24 protein-coding genes and 1 pseudogene are annotated in these 24,317 nt (G+C 55.3%); 12 read left to right on the top strand and 13 right to left on the bottom strand.

Annotated elements, in window-relative coordinates:
* Nucleotides 1-47 precede the first annotated feature (47 nt).
* From ACT3RU_RS16900 to ACT3RU_RS16865, 8 genes are read left to right on the top strand one after another with little or no spacing between them, the layout of a single operon-like run.
* A complete protein-coding gene (locus ACT3RU_RS16900; protein ID WP_192528469.1) occupies nt 48-254 on the top strand; it encodes a hypothetical protein in 207 nt (68 codons plus the stop codon).
* Between the two features lie 10 nt (nt 255-264).
* A complete protein-coding gene (locus tag ACT3RU_RS16895; RefSeq protein ID WP_192528468.1) occupies nt 265-810 on the top strand; it encodes a BRO-N domain-containing protein in 546 nt (181 codons plus the stop codon).
* Between the two features lie 35 nt (nt 811-845).
* Complete coding sequence (locus ACT3RU_RS16890) at nt 846-1,052, top strand: ribbon-helix-helix protein, CopG family (protein ID WP_192528467.1); 207 nt, start codon at nt 846-848, stop codon at nt 1,050-1,052.
* 36 nt (nt 1,053-1,088) lie between these two features.
* Complete coding sequence (locus tag ACT3RU_RS16885) at nt 1,089-1,274, top strand: hypothetical protein (RefSeq protein WP_192528466.1); 186 nt, start codon at nt 1,089-1,091, stop codon at nt 1,272-1,274.
* Complete coding sequence (locus ACT3RU_RS16880; RefSeq protein WP_192528465.1) at nt 1,274-1,531, top strand: ogr/Delta-like zinc finger family protein; 258 nt, start codon at nt 1,274-1,276, stop codon at nt 1,529-1,531. Before ACT3RU_RS16885 ends, ACT3RU_RS16880 begins: the two co-directional genes overlap by 1 nt.
* A 46-nt stretch (nt 1,532-1,577) precedes the next feature.
* Complete coding sequence (locus ACT3RU_RS16875; protein ID WP_192528464.1) at nt 1,578-4,244, top strand: toprim domain-containing protein; 2,667 nt, start codon at nt 1,578-1,580, stop codon at nt 4,242-4,244.
* 11 nt (nt 4,245-4,255) lie between these two features.
* Complete coding sequence (locus ACT3RU_RS16870; protein WP_192528463.1) at nt 4,256-4,651, top strand: DUF7673 family protein; 396 nt, start codon at nt 4,256-4,258, stop codon at nt 4,649-4,651.
* 2 nt (nt 4,652-4,653) lie between these two features.
* Entirely contained in the window at nt 4,654-4,869 is a 216-nt protein-coding gene (locus ACT3RU_RS16865; RefSeq protein WP_192528462.1) for a TraR/DksA family transcriptional regulator, read from the top strand.
* A gap of 4 nt (nt 4,870-4,873) precedes the next feature.
* Here the strand turns inward: ACT3RU_RS16865 and ACT3RU_RS16860 are convergent, their stop codons facing one another.
* Nucleotides 4,874-5,314, bottom strand: coding sequence for a hypothetical protein (locus tag ACT3RU_RS16860; protein ID WP_192528461.1), 441 nt, complete (start codon nt 5,312-5,314; stop codon nt 4,874-4,876).
* A 14-nt stretch (nt 5,315-5,328) separates the two neighbouring features.
* Here ACT3RU_RS16860 and ACT3RU_RS16855 point away from each other — a divergent pair, with 14 nt between their 5' ends.
* Both ACT3RU_RS16855 and ACT3RU_RS16850 read left to right on the top strand, forming a co-directional pair.
* A complete protein-coding gene (locus ACT3RU_RS16855) occupies nt 5,329-5,568 on the top strand; it encodes a hypothetical protein (protein ID WP_192528460.1) in 240 nt (79 codons plus the stop codon).
* A complete protein-coding gene (locus ACT3RU_RS16850; RefSeq protein ID WP_192528459.1) occupies nt 5,565-5,822 on the top strand; it encodes a pyocin activator PrtN family protein in 258 nt (85 codons plus the stop codon). Before ACT3RU_RS16855 ends, ACT3RU_RS16850 begins: the two co-directional genes overlap by 4 nt.
* 54 nt (nt 5,823-5,876) lie before the next feature.
* Here the strand turns inward: ACT3RU_RS16850 and ACT3RU_RS16845 are convergent, their stop codons facing one another.
* A complete protein-coding gene (locus tag ACT3RU_RS16845) occupies nt 5,877-6,977 on the bottom strand; it encodes a tyrosine-type recombinase/integrase (RefSeq protein ID WP_483392918.1) in 1,101 nt (366 codons plus the stop codon).
* 56 nt (nt 6,978-7,033) lie between these two features.
* Here ACT3RU_RS16845 and dusA point away from each other — a divergent pair, with 56 nt between their 5' ends.
* Nucleotides 7,034-8,101, top strand: coding sequence for a tRNA dihydrouridine(20/20a) synthase DusA (dusA, locus tag ACT3RU_RS16840; protein WP_225733919.1), 1,068 nt, complete (start codon nt 7,034-7,036; stop codon nt 8,099-8,101).
* 44 nt (nt 8,102-8,145) lie between these two features.
* On the opposite strand, the gene ACT3RU_RS16835 is transcribed toward dusA, so the two are convergent.
* Both ACT3RU_RS16835 and ACT3RU_RS16830 read right to left on the bottom strand, forming a co-directional pair.
* Nucleotides 8,146-9,600: a catalase gene (locus ACT3RU_RS16835; RefSeq protein WP_192528457.1), complete on the bottom strand. Its 1,455-nt coding sequence runs from the start codon at nt 9,598-9,600 to the stop codon at nt 8,146-8,148.
* Nucleotides 9,601-9,802: 202 nt separating this feature from the next.
* On the bottom strand, nt 9,803-10,834 hold the full coding sequence (locus ACT3RU_RS16830) for a succinylglutamate desuccinylase/aspartoacylase family protein (RefSeq protein ID WP_192528456.1): 1,032 nt from the start codon (nt 10,832-10,834) through the stop codon (nt 9,803-9,805).
* Nucleotides 10,835-11,059: 225 nt separating this feature from the next.
* Between ACT3RU_RS16830 and ACT3RU_RS16825 the strand changes: the two genes are divergently transcribed.
* Nucleotides 11,060-11,671, top strand: coding sequence for a TetR family transcriptional regulator (locus ACT3RU_RS16825; protein WP_441679396.1), 612 nt, complete (start codon nt 11,060-11,062; stop codon nt 11,669-11,671).
* A 376-nt stretch (nt 11,672-12,047) separates the two neighbouring features.
* On the opposite strand, the gene ACT3RU_RS16820 is transcribed toward ACT3RU_RS16825, so the two are convergent.
* The 9 genes and pseudogenes from ACT3RU_RS16820 to ACT3RU_RS16780 all read right to left on the bottom strand — a co-directional run bounded on the left by ACT3RU_RS16820 (nt 12,048) and on the right by ACT3RU_RS16780 (nt 24,303).
* Entirely contained in the window at nt 12,048-12,722 is a 675-nt protein-coding gene (locus tag ACT3RU_RS16820; protein ID WP_192528454.1) for a hypothetical protein, read from the bottom strand.
* Between the two features lie 202 nt (nt 12,723-12,924).
* Nucleotides 12,925-16,110, bottom strand: coding sequence for an efflux RND transporter permease subunit (locus ACT3RU_RS16815; RefSeq protein WP_192528453.1), 3,186 nt, complete (start codon nt 16,108-16,110; stop codon nt 12,925-12,927).
* Nucleotides 16,110-17,384, bottom strand: coding sequence for an efflux RND transporter periplasmic adaptor subunit (locus ACT3RU_RS16810; protein ID WP_192528452.1), 1,275 nt, complete (start codon nt 17,382-17,384; stop codon nt 16,110-16,112). Before ACT3RU_RS16810 ends, ACT3RU_RS16815 begins: the two co-directional genes overlap by 1 nt.
* 150 nt (nt 17,385-17,534) lie before the next feature.
* Complete coding sequence (locus ACT3RU_RS16805; RefSeq protein ID WP_192528451.1) at nt 17,535-18,992, bottom strand: TolC family outer membrane protein; 1,458 nt, start codon at nt 18,990-18,992, stop codon at nt 17,535-17,537.
* A gap of 311 nt (nt 18,993-19,303) precedes the next feature.
* Nucleotides 19,304-19,624: pseudogene (locus tag ACT3RU_RS16800) on the bottom strand (fructosamine kinase family protein); the annotation flags it as partial.
* A 209-nt stretch (nt 19,625-19,833) separates the two neighbouring features.
* A complete protein-coding gene (gene xylB, locus ACT3RU_RS16795) occupies nt 19,834-21,321 on the bottom strand; it encodes a xylulokinase (RefSeq protein ID WP_192528450.1) in 1,488 nt (495 codons plus the stop codon).
* The gene (locus ACT3RU_RS16790; protein ID WP_192528449.1) at nt 21,321-22,808 is read right to left on the bottom strand and encodes a mannitol dehydrogenase family protein; all 1,488 of its coding nucleotides are present in this window, start codon (nt 22,806-22,808) and stop codon (nt 21,321-21,323) included. The genes xylB and ACT3RU_RS16790 overlap by 1 nt, the downstream gene beginning before the upstream one ends.
* A gap of 81 nt (nt 22,809-22,889) precedes the next feature.
* Nucleotides 22,890-23,510: a nucleoside/nucleotide kinase family protein gene (locus ACT3RU_RS16785; RefSeq protein ID WP_192528448.1), complete on the bottom strand. Its 621-nt coding sequence runs from the start codon at nt 23,508-23,510 to the stop codon at nt 22,890-22,892.
* A 7-nt stretch (nt 23,511-23,517) separates the two neighbouring features.
* Nucleotides 23,518-24,303, bottom strand: a complete 786-nt coding sequence (locus tag ACT3RU_RS16780) for an L-iditol 2-dehydrogenase (protein WP_192528447.1) — start codon at nt 24,301-24,303, stop codon at nt 23,518-23,520.
* Between the last annotated feature and the right edge of the window lie 14 nt (nt 24,304-24,317).

Here is a 24,317-nt window from a genome sequence, read left to right as displayed (position 1 = left end):
TCAAGGTCTCGTTCAAAGTCTTTCACTCTATTAAGGAAGCCTAACTCATGGCCACCGCTAACACCATTACCCCAAAGCCAATTTATGCCCCAAAAGGGTGTAACTGCCCCGTCATGATTCACCTCACCGAAAGCGAACGGGAAGCGCTGAAGCGTATTCAGGAGCTGGAAATGCGTTCGATGTCGGCCGCCGGCCGCATGTTGCTGCTTCGCGGCATCGCTGAGTACGACCAAGACACTCTGAACGCCGAATAAGGAGCGAACCATGAACATCACTACCGACATGCAGCCGCTCGCCACGCCGTTTCTTTTCCAGCAGGCCGAGGTACGTACCGCCACCGATGAAAAAGGCGAGGCGTGGTTTTGTGCCAAGGATGTATTTGACGCTCTCGAAATCACTTGGAGTAACAAGCGAGGGAGCCTTAAAGGAGTGCCTGAAGAGTGGCTTTGCCCCTTATATCTCAAGGGGCAAAGGGGTGCTGGAGAGGTGTTATTCATCTCAGAAGCCGCCGTGTATAGGGTGCTATTCCGTTCTAACAAGCCCCAAGCGGTGGCCTTTGCCAATTGGGTATGCGGTGAAGTGCTGCCCACGCTGCGAAAGCAAGGCTTCTTTGGGCAGGTGCCTGCGAAAGAGCGGCTGGGGTTCTCCCGCCAAATCCTCACCGTGACCCGCGAGTTGATGCGCTGCCGTAACGCCTTCCACCAACACATATTGCTGGATGAGCTACGCGACCTGTACCGCATGGTAGGCAAGCCGCTGCCGGATTTCGGCGCGGTGAGTCTAAAACCCGACCAAATGCCACTGCTGTGACCCATTTTGCCTATCGGCTGCATAAGGACTCCACCATGTACCAGGACCCAAAGCGCGTTCGCTCCCATAAGGCCACCGTTTATCTGGATGACTATGAGTTGGCCATCATCCAGGCGCATGCCGATTACAACGGCGTGCCCAGGGCCGAAATCATGCGCCAGATGTTAATGAAGGAAGCCAGCGACGTGCTAGGCATCGATCTCTCTGGCCTTACCGAGAGCATCGCCCAACGGGCTATGTGAGGCCAGGAACATATCCACCGTGCATCCGAGGTAACCATGCCGGAACAACCGATGGATCTCGACCAGCAAACCAGCGCCGTGCTTGACGCTGTGTGTGAAAAGAAGGGTCTGGCAAACCACGACCAAGCCATCGAGTGGCTACTTCGTCGGCGCTTACGCAAAGGCAACCAAGGACTCACCGGCCGCGGCCGCGCTCTTTACCCCATTGAGAGAAAGAACTGATGACGACTAGCAAACACCGCATTCCTTGCCCGCACTGCAACCAGAACCTGCGCATTCGCAAAAGTCAGGGGCTAACACCGGTGTACAGGGAGGCGATCGTGGAATGCCGCAACGACGACTGTGGCTTTCGGGGTAAGGCTCGGTTCGAGTTGTGCAACACGCTGACGCCCAGCGACATCCCCAACCCAATGGTCGACCTGCCGTTTGCACCCTCGTTGCTTCATCAAGCGATCAAGCAGGCGCAAAGGTCATCGTGAACGCCTAAACGGCACCGCTACTTACTGTGACATCAAGGAGGCGAGCGTGAATTCATCGCTGCGCCAGGACATTGTTGCGCGCTTAATCAGCGATTTTGAGGCGATAGAGCGCGGCCCCTACCTGCAACGGGTGCGCTGCCCGGAGTGCGGTAAGCGTGAAGCGTACATCAACGCCGAAGCGCCGTGGATGCTGAAGTGCGGGCGGGAGAACAACTGCGGAGCGCAACTTCATGTTAAGGCGCTGTTTCCTGACCTGTTCCGCTCCTGGAGCGAACGCTACAGCCCCAAGGGTAACGAGAAGCCAACTTCCACCACGCCAGTGGCGGATGGCTACCTGCGCGATGGTCGGGGCTTTGAGCTTTCCCGCATTCAGGGCTGGTACACACAAGAAAGCTATTGGAAGCCTGAGATCGGTGGCACCGCCACCGTTCGCTTTCCGTTGCCCGGCGGCGCTTATTGGGAGCGCCTGCTGGATAACCCGGAACGCTTTGGCAAGCAGAAGGCCAACTTTGTAGGGCGCTATAAGGGCCAGTGGTGGTGTCCGCCGGCACTCACCCTGGGCGACCTGGTAGCGGCTGAGGAAGTGTGGGTAGTCGAAGGCATCTTTGATGCCATCGCCCTTTACCATCATGGCATTGCGGCGGTTTCCGCCATGAGCTGCGGCAACTACCCGGATGAGGCGCTAAACGCCCTTTCCGATGCAGCACATAAAGCGGGCACTTGCCGCCCTGCCTTGGTGTGGGCGCTGGATAACAACCGCGCTGGCCATAACGCGATCCACAAACACGTAAGGCGCGCCCGGGCAGCGGGCTGGGAGTGCCACGCCGCTCAGATCCCCAGCGGTGGCCACGATTGGAATGATGCTCACCAGCGCAGTGAGCTAACCGAGAAACACCAGGAAACCTACCGTTACCACGGTGACCTGCTGCTGGCCCCCACGGCCATGGCCAAGGCACTGCTGATGTATAAGCGCCGTGAGCAGCGGGAATTCTGGTTCGAGTTCAAACGCCAGCTGTGGTGGTGGAAGCTGGATATGGACGCGTTTGACCGTGCCCTACGCGCCGATGGGCTGGATGGTGAAGACCAGCAGCAGATTGACCCGGCCTTGCGCGATGCCGCTTTAGAGCAATCCGGCAGCGTGAAGCGGATCTGCACCTGTTACCCCACGGCGCTCTACTACCAGGCCAACGCGGTCACGGATGAGAGCTGGTACTACTACCGCGTGGAGTTTCCCGACGGCCGCCCGCCCACCAAAAACACCTTTAGCGGTGGCCAGCTGGCCTCTGCGTCCGAGTATAAAAAGCGCCTGCTGGGTGTGGCGCCGGGCGCAGTGTGGACGGGTACCAGCCAACAGCTGGATAACCTGCTGCAGGATCAGATCGGCAATATCAAAACCGTCGAGACCATCGACTTCATCGGCTACAGCAAGGAGCACGGCGCCTATGTGTTCGGCGACCTGGCCGTGGCCGGTGGCAAGGTGGTGCCGATCAACAGCGAGGACTTCTTCGAGCTTGGCCCCCGCCGCCAGTTGAAGACCCTTAGCCAGTCGGTGTCGCTTTCCATCAATGCGGACCGCAAGGCATTCAACACCGAGTGGACGAAGCAGCTACTGGGCGCCTTTGGCACCAAGGGCGTGGTGGCACTCGGTTACTGGCTGGGCAGCCTGCTGGCCGAGCAGATCCGCGCCGAAATGGGCAGCTTTCCGTTTTTGGAGATTGTGGGCGAAGCCGGCGCGGGTAAATCCACGCTGATCGAGTTCCTGTGGAAGCTGTGCGGCCGGCGCGACTATGAAGGTTTCGACCCCAGCAAGGCGACCATGCCCGCACGCTCGCGCAACTTCGCTCAGGTGAGCAACCTGCCGGTGGTGTTGATCGAATCCGACCGCGAGCAGGAAGGCGGCGCCAAGCAGAAGCAGTTCGATTGGGACGAGTTGAAAACCGCCTTTAATGGTCGTTCGATCCGCGCCCGGGGCGTGAAGAACAGCGGCAACGACACCTACGAGCCGCCCTTTCGCGGCAGCATTGTGATCAGCCAGAACGCTCCGGTGCAAGCCGGTGAGGCCATTCAAACGCGTATCTGCCACCTGCACTTTACCCGGGAAGGCCAGAACAAGGAGACCAAGATACTGGCCGAGGCGCTGGAGCGTACCGAGATCGAGCAAGTTAGCCAGTTCAGCCTGCAGGTTGCCCTGCGGGAAGCCGCGTTGATGGCGTTGATCACCCAGCGCGCCCGGCACTATGCCGACCAGCTTGCTGATGACCCGGATATTAAAGTGCTGCGTATCGCCAAGTGTCACGGCCAGTTGATGGCCCTGGTGGAGTGCTTAGGGCCGGAAGGGCTGGGCCTGTTTGATGAGCAAACGCTGGATACCGCCCTTGGCCACATAGTGAGCATGGCCCGTGAACGGCAACAATCCATCAATGCTGACCACCCCTTGGTCGCCGAATTCTGGGAGGCCTTTGATTACATCGAAGGCCTACGCGATGAGCCGATGCTGAACCACTACGGCAAGGGCAGCGACCTGATCGCGATCAATCTGAAGGACTTCGAGCGCACCTGCGCCGAATACAAGCTGCGTACCCCGGAGGTACGCGAGCTGAAGCGTTACCTGAAAAGCAGCAAGACCCGCAAATTTATCGATTCCAACCGCACCGTGAACTCCCGCGTCCGCTTACATGGCGGCAGCGTGAAGTGCTGGGTGTTTCAAGCATGAAGGAGCCCGTGATGACTACTAACCACTCAATGCCACTGGTGACCCAGCGCCTACGCGAACGTAACCGCCAAGCGCTGGAGGCCATGATTGCTGCCGAAGCCAACGCCGATGATTACCGCACTCAGGTGGCCACTAGCGGCCTGCCTGCGTTGAAACGCCTGGCCCACGTTGGTCTGGGCGATAGCCACCAACCGCAGTACTGCCGCCGCGTGCTGCTGGCCGTTTATAACAGTGCCGCTTGGCCACTGAAGCTCACCAGCCTGCGAGCACTGGATGACGACCTACGCCGCGCCGCCCTAGCTGTGATCGAGTGGTCAGCCGTTAGCGATCGCGAGCTGCACGAATACCTGCCGCATGGCCACCAGCTAATGCAGCGCTTTGCTGCCATCGAACAAAAGGAACAGTAACCATGGCCGATAACGCCGACATCGCCGCCGAGCTCATGGAACGCCGCATGGAGGCCGCGCTTAGCAGTCGCCTTTCCCTGCGCATTCCAAACCATGACCCGGACTGCGAGGACTGCGGTAACGAGATCCCCAAGCCCCGCCGCGATGCATTGCCTTGGGCGACAACGTGCGTGGAATGCCAAAGCCTTCGTGAGCGTAGGGGGCGGCATGTGCGCTAAGAAATTAGTTAATTGTCTGGAGCATAAAGCGAGCACCGTGGCTGAGTACTTCGGTGATAGCTTTACGAACAGCGTCATTACTGCCCTGCTTGGCAGCAGCGGTCAACTGATCGCCCAGGCTGGCCTCGTTACTCAGGTTCGCAGGTTTAACTTTCAACAGTTCCAGGCTTTTAGCAGTCAGTACGCAGTTCGTGACATACAGATTGCCTCTATCTATCTCTTTCAAATAGATGTAGCCAGCCATTTGAAGCCATTTAGCTGTAGCGGTAAAAAACCTGGCTTCCTCAGAAGCCACATCACATTGCACATGCTCGCTATACACCAATGGGTTATCGACAAAATCACCCGCCTTGAGGGTGATGGGCACCGGAAAGGCTGAATAGAGCCGGGCCAATATGCTGCCGGTCAGCTCATCGAAAGCTTGGATGTTATCTGTTTGTGCCATAGGAGAGCCTAATAATGAATCAAGATGAAAAAAATAAGGTTTTTTCAACCATTGACTATCTCGTGTCAATTCAGGTGAGCAATCAAATGCCTATCAGTGAAGCTGAGCGAGCTTGGAATAACCTGCTAACAAATGTTCCCAAAGACATAGTGGCAGAAGGACTAACTGCAGCCCTAATAAACCTTGAGCCACAACAGGAAAACTGTCCATTAGCACGGCAAATTCAATCACTTTACGAAGGGAGAAAACAATGAACACATACTTTGGCTTACTCGCTGAATTCGATGGCCGCACAGAACTACCACTGGAAGAGGTCGCCCCACGCTTTTTCGGCATCAGCCCCCGCACTGCAGCCTTCCGTGCAGGTGCCCAAGCCCTGCCGGTACCCGCCTATCGCGCAGGGGACTCGCAAAAAAGCCCTTGGTTGGTTAGCGCGATCGACCTAGCGCAGTACATTGATAAGAAGCGGGACGAAGCGCGGGAACAGTGGAAGATGGTGAATGAGTGAGATATGCGCCGCATTTGCGGCGCTTAACACAACACAAAAGATAACGGTATAAGGCTAACGCAGTTGCAGTTTTTCAGGCCTTAAATGCGTGTATCTCTTCAGAACATCCCAGCTTTCGTGGAGCGTGAACTGCTGCACCTCCACAATTTCATATCCTTCCTCAAAGAGCCGCGAAGTTGCTTCATGGCGCAAGTCGTGAAAACGTAAGTCTTCAATCCCTTTGGATTCTGTCGCTGCTCTCCATCGAGTGCCAATCGATTTCGCCCAATAGGGGAAGATCCGCGGCTCATCTTTTTTACGAGGCTGCCGTTGAATGATGGCCATCGCCTCATGGGTGAGCTTAAAGCGCTTATGGTTGCCCCACTTATGACGTGGGTGTTTAGCATCGCGCACCCAGCAGGTCATCGCCTCTGTATCCAGATCGTCCCAAGTGAGCCGGGTAATTTCTTCCTGCCGGCGGGCCGAGGCGATCGCAAAGTCCATAATGTCTTCCATAGGAATAATCGCACTCGGCCGGATCTTCTGTGACCGCTGGAAATAAGCGCGAACCTGCTCGATCTCTTCCAAAGTTGGCCGACGATCCCGTGAGTCAGGGCGGCTGATCAAGCCTTTACTACGCAAAAGCAGCTTCGCCGATTCAAATTCGTTTAGGTCCGCCGGCATACGCCAGGCAGCGACCGCCGTTTTCAAAATGATGCCCAGCCAAGTGATATCTTGCGACGTAGTTGAAGGCTTAACACCGCTACGCCGACGCATCTGGGCATGATCAATGATCTGCTCACTACTCAGCTCGGTAATTTTGACGCGTGCAATGGGGAAACGCTGCAGCTGCTCAATAGTGGCCCGCTTGCTACGGCCAGCACCGTCAGCAAATTCATGTAGGTATCGCTCAATGGCATCGTGTAAAGTGACGCCCTTCCATTTAGCCGTCAGCACGCCACCAGGCGCGGCCAACTCCAGTTCCCGACGCTTCGCCCACTCAACGGCCATCGCTTTTTTAGGGAATGTTTTTGACTCTGAGTAGTCAGGTTGACCAGTACGCGCAATGCGAATACGCGCCAGGTATGAGAAACTGCCGTCCCTTTTCGGACGCTTCACGATCGTCGCCATTACAGCCTCGAAAATGTGACAAATTAAAGTGCCATGTGGTGCCAAATTTGTGACACTAATTTGCTTAAAACGTGGTCAAACCACTGTAAATATGAACAGTTATGAATGATAGCACAACACAGCAAACCCGCATGAAGTCTGGCACCGCTCGCCCTGCGCTGGATAGAACTTTCTCCGTCGCGCCCATGATGGACTGGACAACCCGCGATTACCGGGCATTCGCACGCACGTTAACCAAGCGGGCGCTGCTGTATACCGAGATGGTGACGACGGGCGCTATTTTGCATGGCTCGCCGCGTGAGCGGTTTTTGGGTTATAGCGATGTGGAGCATCCCATTGCCTTACAGCTTGGCGGTAGCGATGCCGGGGAGCTTGCCGAGTGCGCGGCGATTGCTGAGGCGTGGGGGTATGACGAGGTTAACCTGAATGTAGGTTGCCCAAGCGACCGGGTGCAGAACAACATGATTGGCGCTTGCCTGATGGGCTACCCGGAAAAAGTCGCCGATACCGTGCGCGCCATGCAGGCGGCGGTCTCGATTCCGGTTACGGTGAAGTGCCGTATCGGGATTGATGACCAGGATGAAGACGCCGACTTGGCGCGCTTTATCGACATAGTCGCGGGCGCCGGTTGTGAGATTTTTACTGTGCATGCGCGCAAGGCGTGGCTGAAAGGTCTATCGCCCAAAGAGAACCGCGACGTGCCGCCGCTCAATTACCCGCGTGTGCATCGTTTAAAGCAGGACCGCCCTGAGCTGCATATCGGCATCAACGGTGGGATTAAAACGCTTGAAGAGTGTCAGGCACAGCTTGAGCGTGTGGATAGCGTGATGATTGGCCGTGAAGCGTACCAAAATCCTTGGTTGCTGGCTGAGGTAGATACGTTGCTTTATGACGTGCCCGGCCCAGCCGCTAGCCGGGTTGAGGCGGCCCGGGCATTTCGCCCGTATATTCAGCAGCGGTTAGATGAAGGCGCGAAGCTTAACCATATTACCCGCCATCTGCTGGGGCTTTTTCAGGGTTGCCCAGGCGGTCGGCGTTTTCGGCGTCTTCTATCGGAGCACGCACATAAAGAAGGCGCCGGGTTACGCTTGTTTGATGATGCTATCGGGCTGGTTAACGAGCCATCACAAGCGCCGATGCCAGAACAAGAACAGCCCGCCACGTCTTAACGTAGCGGGCTTTAGTGTGCGGCGATTAATCCACGCTCGTGGGCTTAGTTGCCGCGCACGCCTTTTTCGATACGCTCACCGACTTCCTGGTCAATATTGCGCCAGTACTCGAAGGCGCGCTCCAGCACTGGCTCGGTTACACCACCCGACAAGTGCCCCACCACGTTGGATACCAGCCGGTCACGCGCGGCGTCATCCATTACCTCACGTACCAATGTATGCGGCTGGCTCCAGTCGTCATCGTCTTTGCGTAACGTATAGGCGGTACGCACAAACTCGCCGCTAGTCGCCCATACGGCATCTTCCGGGAAACGCTCGCCATCGGCTTTGGGGCCGCCTTTACTGTTCGGCGCATACACGGGGTCCGTTGCATGGTGCATCCGCATCGCCCCGCCTTGGGTATAGCTATTGACCGGGCACTTGGGCGTATTCACCGGGATATGCTTGTAGTTCACACCCAAGCGAGCCCGGTGCGCATCGGCATAGGAGATAGAGCGCGCCAACAGCATCTTGTCGGGTGAAAGGCCGGTACCGGGCACCATGTTGTTAGGCTCGAAGGCGGCCTGATTGATTTGGCTATGAAAGTCGGTGGGGTTTTCATTAAGGGTTAGCTTGCCCACTTCCATCAGCGGATAGTCGCCGTGGGGCCACACCTTGGTGAGATCAAAAGGGTTGTAGCGATACGTTTTGGCATCCTCGAAGGGCATAATCTGCATCTGCAGTGTCCAGGTGGGATACTCGCCGCGTTTGATAGCTTCAAACAGGTCACGGCGGTGGTAATCCGCATCGCTACCGGCCATCTGGTCGGCCTGTTCCTGGGTCATGCACTTGATGCCTTGGTCGGTTTTGAAATGGTACTTCACCCAGAACCGTTCACCCTCGTCATTCACCCACATATAGGTGTGGCTGGAGTAACCGTTCATGTGCCGCCACGTAGCGGGCACGCCACGGTCACCCATTAACCAAGCCACTTGGTGGGCAGATTCCGGCACCAGCGTCCAGAAATCCCACTGCATATCGTGATCACGCAGGCCGTTATCGGCGCGGCGCTTTTGCGAATGGATAAAGTGCTGGAATTTCATCGGATCACGGACAAAGAACACGGGGGTATTGTTACCCACCATGTCGAAGTTGCCCTCTTCCGTATAGAACTTCACCGCAAACCCGCGTGGATCACGCCAAGTATCCGGGCTGCCGCCTTCCCCCGCGACCGTTGAGAAGCGAATGAGCACGTCGGTTTTTGTGCCTTTTTTCAGAAACTTCGCTTTAGTGTACTTACTGACATCATGGGTGACTTCAAAGTGGCCAAAAGCGCCACTGCCCTTGGCATGCGGTTGACGGTCGGGGATCATCTCTCGGTTGAAAGCCGCCATTTGCTCCATCAGAAAATGATCGTGCAGTACAATCGGGCCATCCGGACCTACCGAAAGAGAGTGTTCGTCGCTGGATACCGGAATGCCAGCCCCTGTCGTCGTATGTCTGGGTTTATCGCTCGTCATCGCTTTTCCTCCATGTCACGGCTGGCGCGGTGCTCAAGGCACCGCTTTATAAAAACAAATAATACGTTTTTACTTATTATTTTTAATTTAGGATAACTGCCCCCCTCACAGGTATAGTCAAAGGAGCTGCTTCCCGCCAGCGATCTCATGTACTCCTTGGCTATTGCGCTAATAACCTTTTTTTATCGCGCTTATCAGATATTTAATAGAGTGCGTCAGGGGGCGGTGTCAGGCTTGATTGAAAACTCTCAATCGCCGTTTCGGCCTCTTCTATCTCATCAAAACGAGCAATGTGATAAAGCGCTTCGCCTTCATTGGCTAACGGCAGGCGACTCATGCCAATCACAATGCCATCGGCCATCGACTTGACCTCACCTTCTTGATTGCCAAATGGGTCGGCCACTATACCGAGCACCTCCCCCTTGGCGACTCGCGCGCCCAAGCGCACCTTGGGTCTTAATATCCCGTCGATAGGTGCACGCGCCCAACTGGACCCATTAGCAAGCTCGGCAGGCGCGAGCGAGCGGCGGCGCTGTTCGCCGGTGAGCATATCCAATCGACGCATTACGCGCAGTATGCCGCGTACACCCGGGGCAATGGCCCACTCATCAAAGCGCAGCGCTTCCCCCGCCTCATAGGTCAGCACAGGGATTCCACGCGTTTGCGCATAGTGACGCAGACTACCTTCGCGCAGCTCTGCATTCAGAATCACCGGCGCGCCGAAGGCATTGGCCATGCGCTCGGTTTCACTGCCTGGGCTTAACTGAGCGCGTATCTGGGGAAGGTTCGTGCGATGAATTGCGCCGGTGTGAAGGTCAATAATATGCGTTGCCTGATCGACAATCTGTTCGCGAAATAGCGCCGCGATTCGCCCCCCGAGGGAGCCGTTCTCACTGCCCGGAAAACAGCGGTTAAGATCGCGACGGTCAGGCAGGTAACGCGTTTGCTGCAAGAAGCCGAAAACGTTAACCACCGGCACGGCAATCAAGGTGCCTCTTAGGCTTTTGATAGCCTTTGAACGCAATAGGCGACGTACAATTTCAACGCCATTAATCTCATCCCCGTGGATTCCGCCACACACCAATATAACGGGCCCCTCTTTTCGCCCGTGTACCACTTCGACCGTAATATGCAGTGGTGTATGGGTGTAAAGACGCGCCACCGGCACATCAATTTGCGAACGCTGGCCAGGCGGTATGGTGTGCCCGGCAAGTTGAAAAGGTGCTCGCGCCATCCTGAGTCTCCTTTTTTTAGCGTGATTAACCACTAAGCAAATGACGTTAATGAGGGCCTGGCGATGCGCCTACCGCACGCAGTGAGCCCCTGCGGTTTCGAGACATGAGGTTTTGATAACACAAGCCATGCGTTTAATCATCTATCCATACAGTTTTGAATGTAAAAATTACACCATATCGGATAAAATATGTTCATCTTGTGTCATTAATGAGGTTGCGTTTCCATGGCGAGAAAGACCAAAGCGGAAGCCGCTGCTACCCGAGAAGCATTGCTGGATGCGGCCGAAGAGGTATTTTTTGCAAAGGGTGTTGCACGCACGTCTCTTGAGCAGGTTGCACGCCATGCGGGATTAACCCGTGGCGCGGTCTACTGGCACTTTAAAAACAAGGGCGACCTGTTTATGGCACTGGTGGAGCGCGTACACATGCCGTTCCAGTCGCTAATGGAAGCTGTCAGCAAGGCCGATGAAACCATCTCTCCGATGGAAGCCATCCGGCTTGCCTGCCATGCAGGTCTGGCGCGTCTTGAGCAACCTTCTCACCAGCGGATTCTTTCCATTTTGCTTCACCGCTGCGAGTTTTTTAGCGATATCAACCCACTTGCCATGCAGGATGATATTGGTGAAGAGTGTTATTCAGAAATGCTGATTGTGTTCAAAGAAGCGGAGCATCAGCAGCTGCTGCGTGAAGATGTGACACCAGAGGTCGCGACGCGCATGTTGCAGTCGGCACTGGGAGGCCTTTTCCACGACTGGCTACGCACACCGGATGCGTTCTCCATACACCAACGCGGCGGCGAACTGATTGATACATTGATACGCATTATGCAACGCTAGGCTTTGCACAAAAACTGCTTACGCTCGACCATACGGCGTTAAAAATCAGCTCGTGCGCGAGTCCGATCAAAATACTCATTTACACATGTAAACTCGTGCGCGAGCTCGGTCCGTTTTTTCGCTGATTTTTGCCTTGTCTGGCCTTCGCTCAGCAACTTTTCGTACAACCCCGAATCCATGCCATCCGCTGCAATGCAGCAACCTGCCTCTACTGGGATACCCCACCATTGTGGTGATTAGTGGCAAGCATTCAACACCGATGGATAAAGCCACACCGCCACTGACACGTCATCCATAAGGCAATGACTAACAAGACAATGGCTAACAAGACAGTGGCGGCGCTGGTGCGAGTAGTGAACGTTAATCGCTAATAACGTTAGGTTGAGTAGCCTTCATCCTGGTGGTGATAGCGAAGACGCAGCTTATTTAAACGTACCCGAGTATCCAGATAGGTCTGCTCCATTACGCTGCGATAAGCGCTCTCACCAGCGAGGTATTTCACCAAAACGCGACGCTCACCTTCTTGTGGGCAATCCCCTTCTTTACAGTGCAGCCTGACATGGCTATTAGGCTCGTTTTCAATCACTGCCATGGCAAATCCATCGCCCTGACGCCCGGACACGATGACCGCCGAACCCAACAGGCAGCGCCGCGTAAAGGGCTGATAGCGATGCAAGCCCCGGTGCAAGCTATGGCATAAGGCGGCGGCAATGGGTGAAGCAACAGCAAAGGATACCCACAGGATCAGTACGCCTACCGGCACGCGCAACATCCCCAGCGATAGCCAACGCAGCACTAAAAGCTCTACCGCTAATGCAAAACTCCCCGCAATCACGACAAGAAACGTCAGCGCAAGCGTTGCCGGCACACCTGCAAACCCTAACGACACCAGCGTACTGGCCATGTGATCATCGCGCAGGCTGTCGCGCTCAAATAACTCAAGAGGGGCTATTCGAAGCAGCACCAACATCCAATAAAGCGCTAACAGTCCCAGTAGAAACGTAAACACAATGGTTGGAAACTGTAGCGCAGCAGAAATAACAGGTTGCATGGCGTGTCCTCCTCCAGACATTTCGTCCGGTGCTGTTTCCGCCTGGGATTATATTATTGATCCAGGCTAAAAACGTGTGGTCTCTTTTAGCATAGCCCAAATTATTCTTTTTTTCTCTTAACTACCTTGATGCGGCTCATCACGCCATAAAAAAACGGGCACTCCCTTTCGGTAGTGCCCGCTCATTAGTGGTGAAACGCGGTTACGGCTGGTCGTGCTCCAGTGCCGGTTTCTGGTTATCACGGTCCGGATGGCGTTTACGATAGAGCCAGTCGGACACAGTGGCGATCATGGCGTAGAAGCTGGGAATAAACACGCTTCCCAGAACGGCCACAGAGGCCATGCCCACCGCAACGGTTGTCCCGATATGGTGGCTACTTACATCACTGGCGCCGGTCGCCAAGGCCAGTGGCAAGGTACCGAAAATAAACGCAAGCGATGTCATGACGATAGGACGGAAACGTAACTCAGCGGCAGTAATCGCTGCTTCGCGAATCGTTTTGCCCTGCTCTTTACGCTGCAACTCGGCAAATTCCACGATCAAGATCGCGTTCTTCGCCGCAAGCCCTACGACCACCAACATACCGATTTGCACATACACACTGGTATCCAGGCCTCGCAACGCGATGCCCCCAATCCCGCCCAAGAAGGCAAACGGCGTTGCGGTAAGTACCGCCAGGGGCAACGACCAGCTTTCATACTGGGCCGCCAGGATCAGGAAGACCATCAAGATACCAAACACAATGGCAAGCATCGCTGTATTACCCATGTTTGCTTCCTGGTAAGCCGTACCGGTCCAGCCCATGCCCCAGTTAGGCCCGAGCGTATCCATGACGACTTCATTCATGGCTTCAATGGCTTGGGTAGAGCTATAGCCAGGCGCCGCGCCGCCCTGGAACTGGGCGCCGGTGTACACGCCAAAGCGTGATACGACCGATGGGCCTACCTGGCGCTCCAGCGTTACGAACTCGGAGAGCGGGATACGCTCGCCATTGCCACCCCGCACGAAGACACTATTTAAGTCGTCAGGCGTTTTACGGAATTGATCCTCGTTTTGTAGATACACCTGGAAGTTACGGTTTTGGTAACTAAAGAAGTTCACAAAGCCATTACCAAAGGTGTTGGATAACGCCGAGTTGATATTCTCCAGTGCCACGCCATAGCTAAGCGCTTTCTGCTGGTCAATTTCAGCTCGATAGGAAGGCACGTTCACGTTAAAGGTGGTAAAGACCTGATTTAACGCTGGATGCTGATTCGCCGCGCCCATAATCTGTAGTGAGGCTTCGTAAAGCTCGCGAGGTGAGGCGCCGTCAAACGACTGCAGATAGCCGGTGAACCCACCGGTGGTAGAAAGCCCCATAATCGGCGGTACGTTAAAGGCCATGGCAGTACCGCCATCAATACTGGCCCCCAGCTGCATAATTTGCCCCACCAGGCTCGCTGCCGTTAGATCACGGTCTCCCCAGGGCACCATATTGACAAAGATAATCCCGCGCGCCGTATTGACCGAGCCTGCAAGAATATCGTAGCCCGCTATCGCCGAGGAGTATTGCACCCCGGGAATATCCTCAATAGCGGAGCTAAGCTTTGCCATGTAGTTCTCGGTGCGGTCAAGCGAGGCGGCATCGGGTAGCGACACGCTGACCAGCACGATGCCCTGGTCGGTTTCCGGCACCAATGTTGAGGGCGTATTGGCGTACAACCAGTAGGAGCCGGCACCGGTCGCGATCGTCAGCGCCAAGGCGAGCACCCAAAAGCGTACCAGGCGCACCACAAACCACATATAAACTGCGGTGATACCTGCAAACAAGCGATCAAATAGACGCAGAGGCGTAGTAATCGCCCGCTTGAATGCTGACTGGCGTGAATGGTGCAAGTTATGCTTGATGAAGATGGCGGAAAGCGCCGGTGTAAACGTTAACGCCATTAGCGCTGACAGCGCTACCGAGATCGCGACAGTAATCGCGAACTGCTGATAGATCTGCCCAGTAAAGCCGCCCATAAACGCAACAGGCACGAAAACAGCGGCCATGATCAGTGAGGTGGCAATAACCGGCCCGCCAACCTCGCGCATGGCACGAACCGTTGCTTCTCTAACGGTAACCTCGTCATCTTCGCCTAATACACGCTCAACGTTCTCCACTACCAGTATCGCATCATCCACCACTATCCCGATTGAAAGCACCAGGGCGAATAGCGTTAGCAGGTTGATAGAAAAATCAAACAGGTAAAAGCCTGCAAAGGTACCAATCACCGACACCGGCACCACCGACATGGCAATCACGGTAAAGCGCCAGTTCTGCAGGAAGATAAACAGGATCACGATAACGATCAGAAAGGCTTCAATAAAGGTATGCAATACCGTTTCTACCGACGCATCGATAAACTGCGTGGTGTCATACGGCGTGACATACTCAAGCCCTGGCGGGAAGCGGCTGGCAAGGTTTGCCATGGTTTCGCGCACCGCATTTGCAGTGGCCAGCGCATTGGCGCCCGGCTGCTGGTTGATGATGATGGGCGTCATCGTTGAACCATTTAGCTGCGCGTCAATGCCGTAAAATGAAGCACCGAGCTCAATGCGTGCCACATCTTCCAGGCGTAGCGATGAGCCATCAGGGTTAGTGCGCAAATAGATATTACGGAAATCATCCGTATCTGATAAACGGCCACCGGCAGTGATGGTATACGTATAAGCGCGCGGGCTACCTTGCGGCGTGGCGGCTAAATTACCGGCAGGGATTTCGGTATTTTGTGAACGGATAGCATTAGCTACCTCACTCGGCGTGAGGTCGTATTGCGCCAGCTTGTCAGGGTCCATCCAGATACGCATGGCAAACTCACCACCCCCCAGCACCTCGGCATTACCTACGCCAGGCACCTGGCGTAGGTCATCGAGGATATTAAGCGTGGCGTAGTTCTGCATATACACGTTGTTGTAATCGCCGTTCGGGGACGTTAGGGCGATCAACATAAGGATCGAGTCAGAGCGCAGTGAAACGTTAACGCCCTGAGCCTGAACCTGCTCGGGCAGCTGAGAAAGCGCCCCCTGAACACGGTTATTCACGTTAATAGTGTTGATATCACCATCAGTGCCGATATCAAACGCCACACTCAAGCTCATAATGCCGTTATCAGCGCTGTTAGAGGTCATGTAAAGCATGTTCTCTACGCCGTTAATCGCCTCAGCCAGCGGTGCAGCGACCGTCTGGGCGACCGTCTCAGCGTCAGCGCCTGGGAATTGAGCCTGTACGGATACGGTGGGCGGCACCACACTTGGATACTGCTCAATGGGCAGTATCCGCATGGCCATGGCACCTATCAGCGTGAGGATAATCGCAAGTACCGTGGCGAAAATCGGCCGGCTGATAAAGAAGTTGGAGAAATTCATTATTGAGTACCCTCTTCCTCTTCCCCTGCAGGCACATCACCAGCACCTTCTGTCATTTGGGAAGCGGCAGCGGCTTGCTCTTGTTGCTCCTGAGCTTCAGCCTCTTCAACACGCTCAACTACTTCATCGGCGTCGCCATCAAACGGCAGTGGATCAATAGCCATTCCAGGCTCAATGCCCGCCGGGTCGCCCACGATCACACGGTCACCCTCTTCAAGACCATTAGCAATGATCTGCCAAGGGCCAGCGACATCGCCTAACTGCACCGTGCGCTCGCGCGCCTGGTCATTTTCATCCAGGACAAACACGCGAGGGCCCATTAAGCCTTGAGTGACCGCAATTTCAGGTACTGCCATCACGTTAAAACGGCGCAGACCATCAAGACGTACTCGCACAAATTGGCCGGGCAGAATAGCGCCATCCGGATTAGCAAAGCTGGCAGACGCCTGAACGGTACTGGTACCGGAATCCACGCGGGAGCCCAGGAAGTCGAGCTGGCCTTCAAGTTCAGACCCGCTGGCACCGCTTACGCCGGGCACGCTTAACAGCGCGGTAATGGACGTATCGCCCTCTTCACGTAACTGGCGGCGTAGCTCAAAGGCATCACGCTGAGGCAGTTGAAAACGCACTTCAAGCGGGTCCAACGGGGTGATAGTGGCAAGCTCTGTTCCTGAGGTAACCAGGTTGCCAACGTTAATCTGGCTCAAGCTGATCATGCCCGACACAGGGGCCGTTACATTTGAATAGCCAAGGTCCAGGTTAGCACTGCGTAGTGCAGCCTCGGCTTGGGCAACGTTGGCTTGTGCCACACGTTGGTCTGCCTGCGCCTGGTCATATTGCTGACGGCTTACAGAGTTTTGGCTGAGCAACTGTTCAAAGCGTTGCGCATCGCGCTGGGCGCGGGATAATTCGGCACGGGCACTTTGCAGGTCAGCTTCACGCTGGTTAACCGTTGACTGGTAAAGGTCAGGCTCAATGGTATACAGCGAATCACCCTCTTCCACCATTTGGCCAGGCTGGAAGTGACGCTCTTCAAGATAACCGTTAACACGTGCCACCAGCGTCACTTCACTATCGCTACGCAGTAACGAAGGGTACGATTTATTTAACGGAATATCCTGACGTACCGCTTCCGCCACTTCCACCTTATGAGGCGGAGCCTCTTGCTGCTCGGCCTGCTGCTCTTGCGATTGGTCCTGGCCACAGGCCGTCAACACTAGCGCGGCAATCAGCGTTACTAGACTCGCTCGGCGTGAGTGAATCATTTTTCTCATGCGTGGGTTCCCTTGATCTTTTCAAAACGTTGATTGACGGCGCTGGCGGCTGCCTTGATTACAAATGACGCTTTATTCAAGTGCAGGCGACTTACCCGTAAAGCCATGAGTTAAAAGCTATCTTTTAAAAGCAACGGCTATTCGTTGTGATTACCTATCCGGCGTAGGCGGCGCACCAATATTCATGGCACGCTCATAGCTGCCACCATCGGTATCAGGTATTGCAAAGGTCACCTGATCATCCGTTAGCCAGGCATTCACTTCTTCGATCGCCGGTACATCCAACAACCCTGCCTGCTGGCGCAACCCAAGGAAGTTAACGACATAGTCGTAACGTGACTCAGCATAATCAGCAATGGCGTCGTAATAATTCTGCTCGGCATTCAGCACATCGACGATATTACGTGTGCCGACTTCATACCCTACCTGCGTGGCTTCCAACGCACTTCGCGCCGATACGATAGTTTGCTGACGCGCTTCTACCGTTTCAACGTTATTGCTGACTTGGGTGTAGAGCGAGCGCACTTGCTGAATCGTGGTACGGCGCTGAGACTCAAACTCGTACTGCGTACTTTCCAACTGGTAAGTGCCTTGGCGGATACTCGCACTGGTACTGCCACCGGTATAAATAGGCAGATTGGCCGATATCCCGACCTGACCGGAGGCGTCATAACCGCTAACCGCATCGCGATCATTATCGGCATGCTGATAGTTGGCGAATGCTTGGAACGTGGGCAGGCGGCCGGCACGGGCAATATCAACGCCCACGCGTGAAATTTCAATGCCCGCCTGCTGAGCAAGGACTTGAGGATTAAGCTCAATCGCTTGTTCAACCCAGTAGTCACGATTGCTTGAAGGCTTCACCACCGGCATCGCATCGCCTAGCGCGTTGATGTTCGGGTAACGCTGACCGGTTAACTGCTCAAGCACCTCAAAAGCCACCTGTAGGTTACTCTCAGCGGCAAGCCGATTAGCACGCGACTGATCATAGCTTGAGCGTGCTTCTTCGACGTCGGTAATGGCAATCAAACCCACTTCAAACTGCTCACTGGCCTGCTCCAACTGGCGTTCAATAGCACGCTCTTGGGCCTGTCGGGTGGTCAGTACATCATGCGCACGAAGGATATCGAAATAGGCGTTAACAACATCAAAAAGCAGCTGTTGTTCGGTCGCAGCCAACAGGTAGAACTGCTGGTCGATTTCGCGATCAGCCTGATTGAATTGCTGGCGCGCCACTTCATCAAACAGCATTTGAGTGGCTTCCAGGGTCAGCGATACGCTGTTATAGCGATCATCTCCCCCTCCAACACCTGCACCCCCACCTGCGCCCGGTATGGTGCGCGTTGACTGACTTTCAAATTGTTCATGGTGCGCCACGTTGCCTGATGCATTCACCTGCGGCAACAGCGCGCCTCTCGCAACATCCCGACCGGCTTCGACCCCAGAGTACTGAGCACGAGCTGAATTTAGCGTGGCGTTATTGCTCAGCGCTTCACGCGTGACCGTTATCAGGTCTGCCGCCTGAGCAGGCAGCGCAATAGACGCAGTGAAAACGGCCAGTAATAGGGGTCGTAAAGGGGCATTGACTGCCCAGTGTGCCAGTCGCATGTAGGTGCCTCTAGGTGTCAATGATGGGGGTACTATTAGTAAACTATTTATGAAAGATGGCATTATAGTTACATTCATGTATGTATGCTAGACTTGAAGTCTAGAAAATTGTATGAATAACGAGCTTGTCAAGCCGCATCCGGTTAGCCTGGACCAAAGCATGACATCAGGATTTTCAGGCACTGCTTCACTGCTATTCTTCACGCTATCGTGCTACCCCTTTGTTTATACTTTCTTGTTTGTACTTTAGTGGGTAATCCCTGTATTACTACTTCTTTTGCTACATCTATTACTGCCACTTCGCTTTCAGCTTATTGAGCGTATGTTTCAAGTATGGCTACGCGTTGCTCAATATCAGTGCGGTAGGTCGCTCCAAAAAGCAGTAAATGATTAAGCAGCGGGCACAGTTGAAACAGCGCCTCACGCCTTGACCAGTCAGGCGGGGCGTTACCCTCCCAGTAGGCATCAAAAAAGCCACTACCCGGCGAACCAAACAGCGTCAGCATGGCAATATCCACATCGGAATAATGACGATAAACGGCAGGGTCGATCAAGGCAGGGCCACGGGTAGTTATCAATACGTTGCCCGACCATAAGTCGCCATGCAAAAGGCTTGCGGGCGCCTCTGGCAGTCACGCTCTGCCCCTGGGAGGTTTCAAGTGCATATACCGCCGCACTATCTCCACCGCCAAGCGGCTGTAACTGACCGGTAGGCCGTATCGTCTGGGCGTCGAGTAGCCTTCGCAGGGTAGCATCCATCGCCATCTCCGCTGGGTAGTATTCTCCCAGTGTGCCTGCTAACCCCTGCGTACGTCGATTTTTTTAAAAACGTTATAGGTCGTTATACATTTTGATGACGCTGCTTTAGCGCTTGTGTATAGCGCGCATAGACCTCTTGATACGCTTCAACGCGTGCAAGGTTCGGCTCAGCAAGTGATTGCGCATCAAGATGTACGAGGCGGTTACATAACGCTTCAAGCGTTACGCCCTGTGCACGTTGATCACACCATGCAGCTTGAATGGCCGCACCTAGCGCAGCGGCATCGGTAATCTCAGGGCATATCACTTCCGTACCCGTAATATCGGCCACCATCTGCCGCCATACCGGGCTATTGGCACCGCCGCCGATCAGCCGGATTTGGCTGGCACCTGCGGTTAAATCGCCCAGTAGCTCAAGCCCATAGCGCAAACCCAATGTGGCCCCTTCAACCACCGCACGGCACAGGTTTGCCTGGTGGGTATTGATACTGTTCAAGCCCAAAAAATCAGCCGATGCATCCGGCAGCATGGGTACGCGCTCGCCGTTGAAAAACGGCAGCACGGTAACGCCCTCAGCACCTACCGGTGCGCTGGCCACCAGGTCGCTAAACGTTGTTAAATCCAAACCAAACAGTTCACGTATCCGCGTGGTGGCCGATGTCACGTTCATGGTGCAGATAAGCGGCAACCACCCGCCGGTACTTGAGCAGAAATTAGCCACCATGGCGTTATCGCAGAGAATAGGCTCAGGCGAATAAGCGCAAACGGTGCCGGAGGTGCCCAAACTAAGGGTTATCAGACCAGGGGTAATATTGCCGGTACCAATTGCCCCTAGCATGTTGTCGCCACCGCCTGAAGATACCACCACGTTATCGCCAAGCCCCAACTCGCGGGCAATCAGTGGGCGCACAATCCCTGCCGGTTCATGAGCCTCCAACAAGTGTGGCAGTACGCGCTGCGGGTCAAGCTCAGGGGCTATTTCAGCAAATACCTCCAGCTGCCAGCGCCGCGTGCGGGTATCAAAATAACCGGTGCCCGATGCGTCGCCCGCTTCGGTCACACGCTCGCCTGTCAGCCAAAAATTCAGGTAATCGTGAGGTAATAACAGGTTATCGATGCGCCGGTAGGCATCCGGCTGATGCTCGCGCAGCCAAGCGATTTTAGAGGCGGTATAGCCGGTCTGTAGCACCAGCCCCAACTTTTCCAGGCACCCTGCTTCACCGCCCAAGCGGGCGACAAGATCACTGTTTTGGGCGCTGGTTTCGGTATCGCACCACAGTTTGGCAGGGTAAACCGGCACGCCATCGGCATCCAATGCCACCATGCCATGCTGCTGACCTGAAACACCGATACCGCGAATCTGTGAGGCATTGACCCCAGCGCGCTCCAGGGCACTGAAAAAGGCACCTTTTAAAGCCGCCAACCATTCAGAAGGCGCCTGCTCACGGCGGCCGTTTTCCCCTTCATCCAGCCGATGCGGGCGGCTTGCCTCGCCCAGGATAACGCCGCGCTCCACATCAACCACTACGACCTTGGTACTCTGGGTACCGCAATCCACACCAATATACATCACAGCGTTCCTTTGGATGCCACAAGCGCCTCAAGCGTAGCCCGTGCGCCGTGCTTATGCAGCGAATTAAGTGTTTGGACATAAGCCTCATAAAAGCGCGGATGGTCGACCAGGCTGCCGAACAGCTCACGATTGTCGATAAACGCACTGGGGCGGGTACGGTTCTCAGCAGCAATTGCGGTCAGTGTTTCCTTTAAGCGATCTACAATCTCGATAGGCTCGCCCTGCTCATCAACCCCTTCAGCGTAGCGTGCCCAGCTGGCCACTACCGCTGCGCTGCGCGCGATCTCGCCTCCGTGAGCAAGCTGATGATGAATCACCGGCACCAGCCACTTGGGGATACGGTCTGAACTTTCGGCACACAGCCGTGCTAGCGTATCCTTAATTTCGGGGTTGGCAAACCGTTCAATCAGCGTTAAGCGGTAAGCTTCCAGGTCTACACCGGGCACAGGCGCCAACGTTGGCGAGCCCTCTTCACGCATATAGCCGAGTAGAAAATCCACAAACAAGGGGTCCTGGCAAACCTCGTGGGCATAGCGATAACCCGCTAAATAGCCAAAGTAGGTGAGCGCCTGGTGACTGGCATTTAAAAGCCGCAGTTTCATTAATTCATAGGGCTCGACATCCTCAACCACCTGCACGCCGACCTGCTCAAACGGCGGACGGCCCAGCGGGAAGTGATCTTCCAGCACCCACTGCGTAAACGGCTCACATACGACCGGCCAAGCGTCTTCTACCCCAAAGCGCTGGGACAGTTCGTCAATATCCGCCTGTGCGGTAACGGGAGTGATGCGGTCTACCATGGCGTTGGGAAACGCAACCTCTGACGCAAGCCACTCGCCCAGCTGGTTATCGCGGGCACGGGCATAGGCGGTGAACATGCGCCTGGCCACGTCGCCATTGCCCTGAATGTTGTCACACGACATTACGGTAAACGGAGCAATGCCGCGCTCACGGCGGCGTACCAGCGCCTCGACAATCAGGCCAAAACTGGTGGTGGGCTTTTCAGGGTGCGCAAGATCCTCACGCATTTGGGGATTTTCCAGATTAAATTCGCCCGTCACCGGATGGAAGTTATAGCCTCCTTCCGTCACGGTGAGTGACACAATCCGAATGTCCGGGTCGGCCATCTGCTCAATGACCGCCTCCACGTCCTCCGGGGCAAACAGGTAATTAACCATGCTGCCGATAACCCGAGGCGCGTACTGGCCGTCAGGATGCTTAACCACCAGGGTATAAAGGTAATCCTGCGCGGCTAGCGCCTGCTGCATGCGTTTATCACCCTGCATAACGCCAACGCCCACAATGCCCCAATCAAGCGCCAGCCCTTGCTGCATCAGCTCATCAAGGTACATGGCCTGATGAGCCCGATGAAAGCCGCCCACGCCGACATGCACAATGCCTGGAGTTAGCTTCGCACGGTCATAGCATGGTGTGGCGACATCGCCGTTTAGATTGCCCAGGTTGTGATTATTAAGTCGGGTCATGGGTACTCTCCAGCCAAAACCTGCTTGGCGCGATGGGTAGATTTGAAAACGGTTAAAAGAGGGTGAAGCAGCGCATTGGCATTAGTGCCAGCGTTGATCAGGAGGTAAAGAGCAGCGTTTGACGAGCTGCGCGTTGAGCATATCCTTGCAGTGGGTGCGCTCCAGCGCCCCCGCGTGGTCCTGGCCCATTTCCAGCCAGCGCTGGATTAGCCGGTCCACCAATATCTCATCGTCGACGTCCAGAAACAGCGTCCAGTCAAACAGCGGGCGTAACTCACGCCAGGGGGAGCGGTCGAGCAGCAAGTAGTTGCCCTCGACAATCACAATGCGCTGCTCAAGGGTGATGAGCCGCCCTCCCGCGCGCGCTAAATCCAATGGCCGATCAAAGACGGGCACCGCGACCGGATGCTGCGCTTGGCGAATACGTTCAAGGGCGCTGCGCAACCCGTCCACATCGAAGGTATGAGGCGCGCCTTTTATCGGCAGTTGCTGCTTGCCCAGCATGGCGTTGTCGAAATGGTAGCCGTCCATAGGCACGAGCCCCGCTTGGCCTGGAAGCAGCTGATTAATGGCCTCGCAAAGCAGAGCGCTACGATAGGATTTACCTGCGCCCGGCGGTCCTGCCAGCGCAACCAGATAGCGTGAAGCGCCTTCGGCTGAACGAATAATTTGGCGGGCAAGACTATCAAGTTCCGGTGTCATAACCACCTCAGCTCATCCAGTTACCACCATCCACATTGAGCGTCTGAGCAACGACGTAATCGCTGTCGGCACTGGCCAAAAAGACCGCGGCACCGGTGTGATCCTCCGGCAAGCCCATGCGGCCAAAGGGTACGGCTTCACCAACCAGGCGCTTTTTCTCGCCCAAGGGGCGGTTTTCATAGCGGGCAAACAGCGCATCCACCGCTTCCCACATCGGGGTATCGACGACACCTGGGGCAATGCCGTTAACGTTGATCGCGTGTTTGATCAAGTCCAGGCCAGAGGATTGAGTCAGGCTAATCACGGCGGCTTTGCTGGCGCAGTAAACGCTCACCAATGCCTCGCCGCGTCGACCCGCCTGGGAGGCCATATTGATAATTTTGCCGCCCCGCCCCTGCTCAACCATCCATTGAGCAACCGCCTGTAGCGTAAAGAAAAGCCCCTTGGTATTAACCGCAAACTGCTTATCAAAACTTTCCTCGGTCACTTCAAGCACCGGTGCCAAATCAAAAACTGCGGCGTTATTGACCAAAATATCGATACCGCCAAAATGCGCCACGACCTTTTCCACCATGGCATCAATAGAGGTACGCTGACAGACATTAAGCACGACCCCTAACGTCTCCTGCCCATGGGCCTCCTGGTGCAGCACGGCAAGGGCTTCCTCAATGGCCACGGCATCAATATCCGCCACCACCACCTTGGCCCCCTCTTCCAAATAGCGTTTCGCAATTGCCAAGCCAATGCCCCGTGCGCCCCCGGTAATCACCGCCACTTTATCGGTCAGTTTCATTATCGCCCCGTCTT

The organism is Halomonas sp. TP35, assembly GCF_052375975.1.
Lineage (GTDB): Bacteria > Pseudomonadota > Gammaproteobacteria > Pseudomonadales > Halomonadaceae > Vreelandella > Vreelandella citrativorans.
This window is presented reverse-complemented; position numbering and strand designations above follow the sequence as displayed.